Annotated in this window: 2 protein-coding genes; both read left to right on the top strand. The window is 42.8% G+C overall.

The window, feature by feature from the left end:
• On the top strand, nucleotides 1–717 hold a 717-nt coding region (gene trpA / locus V5N63_RS05355; protein WP_332033118.1), incomplete at its 5' end, for a tryptophan synthase subunit alpha.
• Between the two features lie 181 nt (nucleotides 718–898).
• A partial coding sequence (gene lipB / locus V5N63_RS05350; RefSeq protein ID WP_332033117.1) for a lipoyl(octanoyl) transferase LipB occupies nucleotides 899–1,404 on the top strand: 506 nt, incomplete at its 3' end.

Below are 1,404 nucleotides of genomic sequence, written 5' to 3'. Positions count from 1 at the left end.
TACTTTACTGCCGGGGTTCCGGAGTTGGAAGACACGACAGAAATTCTGAAAATTATTCAAAGTTCCGGCGCAGAAATGGTCGAAATCGGGATGCCCTATTCGGATCCCGTGGCGGATGGACCTGTTATTCAGAAAGCCCACGAACTTGCGCTGAAAAACGGGATGACGATCGCAAAACTTTTCGAACAGCTGAAATCGGTGAAAGCTGAAATTAAAATTCCCATCATTTTAATGGGCTACATCAATCCGGTTCTGATTTTTGGTTTCGAGAATTTTTGCCGGGAATGTGCGGAATCAGGAGTTTCAGGACTGATTATTCCCGATCTTCCTCCGATTGAATTTGAAAAAAATTACAGGCCGATTTTAGAACAATATCACCTGAATTTTTCTTTTTTGGTCACGCCGGAAACTTCCGATGAAAGGATCAGGTATCTTGATTCGCTCAGTTCCGGTTTTCTGTACGCAGTTTCGAGTTCGTCAACAACCGGAAGTTCGGTAAAGGAAATCGACAATGAAAAATACCTGAAAAACCTTTCGGATTTGAAACTTAAAAACCCTGTTATGATAGGATTCGGGATTCAGTCGAAAGATAATTTCAGGAAAGTAACGGAATATTCAGATGGCGGAATTATAGGCACAGCGTTCGTGAAAATTCTTTTAGAAAAGGAGAACTGGAAAGAAAACGCAACAAACTTTATTCAAAGCATAGTAAATTAATTTGTATTTTTGTGGTCCTAAAAGCGCTTTGGGTGACACAACTGCTTCCGCAATAGGGATTGAAGTGGAAATCCTTTTTTCCGCGGCGGCGAAGCCGCCGCGCAAAAAAAGATTGCAACGGAAAGCCCGACCCCGCGGCTGTAGTAGCCTGGCAGGGGATTGCCCAAATAATTTTCAGTACATGACAGCAACACAGAACAGGAGTTTGAAATTTCAGGATTTAGGTTTGATGGATTATGAAGAAGCATTCGAGTATCAATCGAAACTGATGCAGGAAATCATCGATCTGAAACTTAAAAATCGTGACAGAACCGACGGAAAACACGAAGAAACTCCGAATTATCTGTTGTTTGTCGAGCATCCCCATGTTTATACTTTGGGAAAATCCGGCGATGAACACAATATGCTCGCAAATTCCGAAAAACTTAAAGCGATTAACGCCACTTTTGTGAAAACAAACCGTGGCGGCGATATTACGTATCACGGTTTCGGGCAGTTGGTGGGTTACCCGGTTCTGGATCTTGATAATTTTAAATCCGATATCTTTCTGTACATGAGAAATCTGGAAGAAGTAATCATCCGCGTGATTGCAGAATACGGGCTGAAAGGCGAACGAAGCGAAGGCGAAACCGGTGTTTGGCTGGATGTAGGGAAACCTTATGCCCGAAAGATTTGTGCAATGGGCGT

The sequence above is a fragment of the Kaistella sp. genome (assembly GCF_032060305.1).
Classification (GTDB): Bacteria; Bacteroidota; Bacteroidia; order Flavobacteriales; family Weeksellaceae; genus Kaistella; species Kaistella yananensis.
Note: the sequence above shows the minus strand (reverse complement) of the source record. Positions and strands in the feature narration are given on the sequence as shown.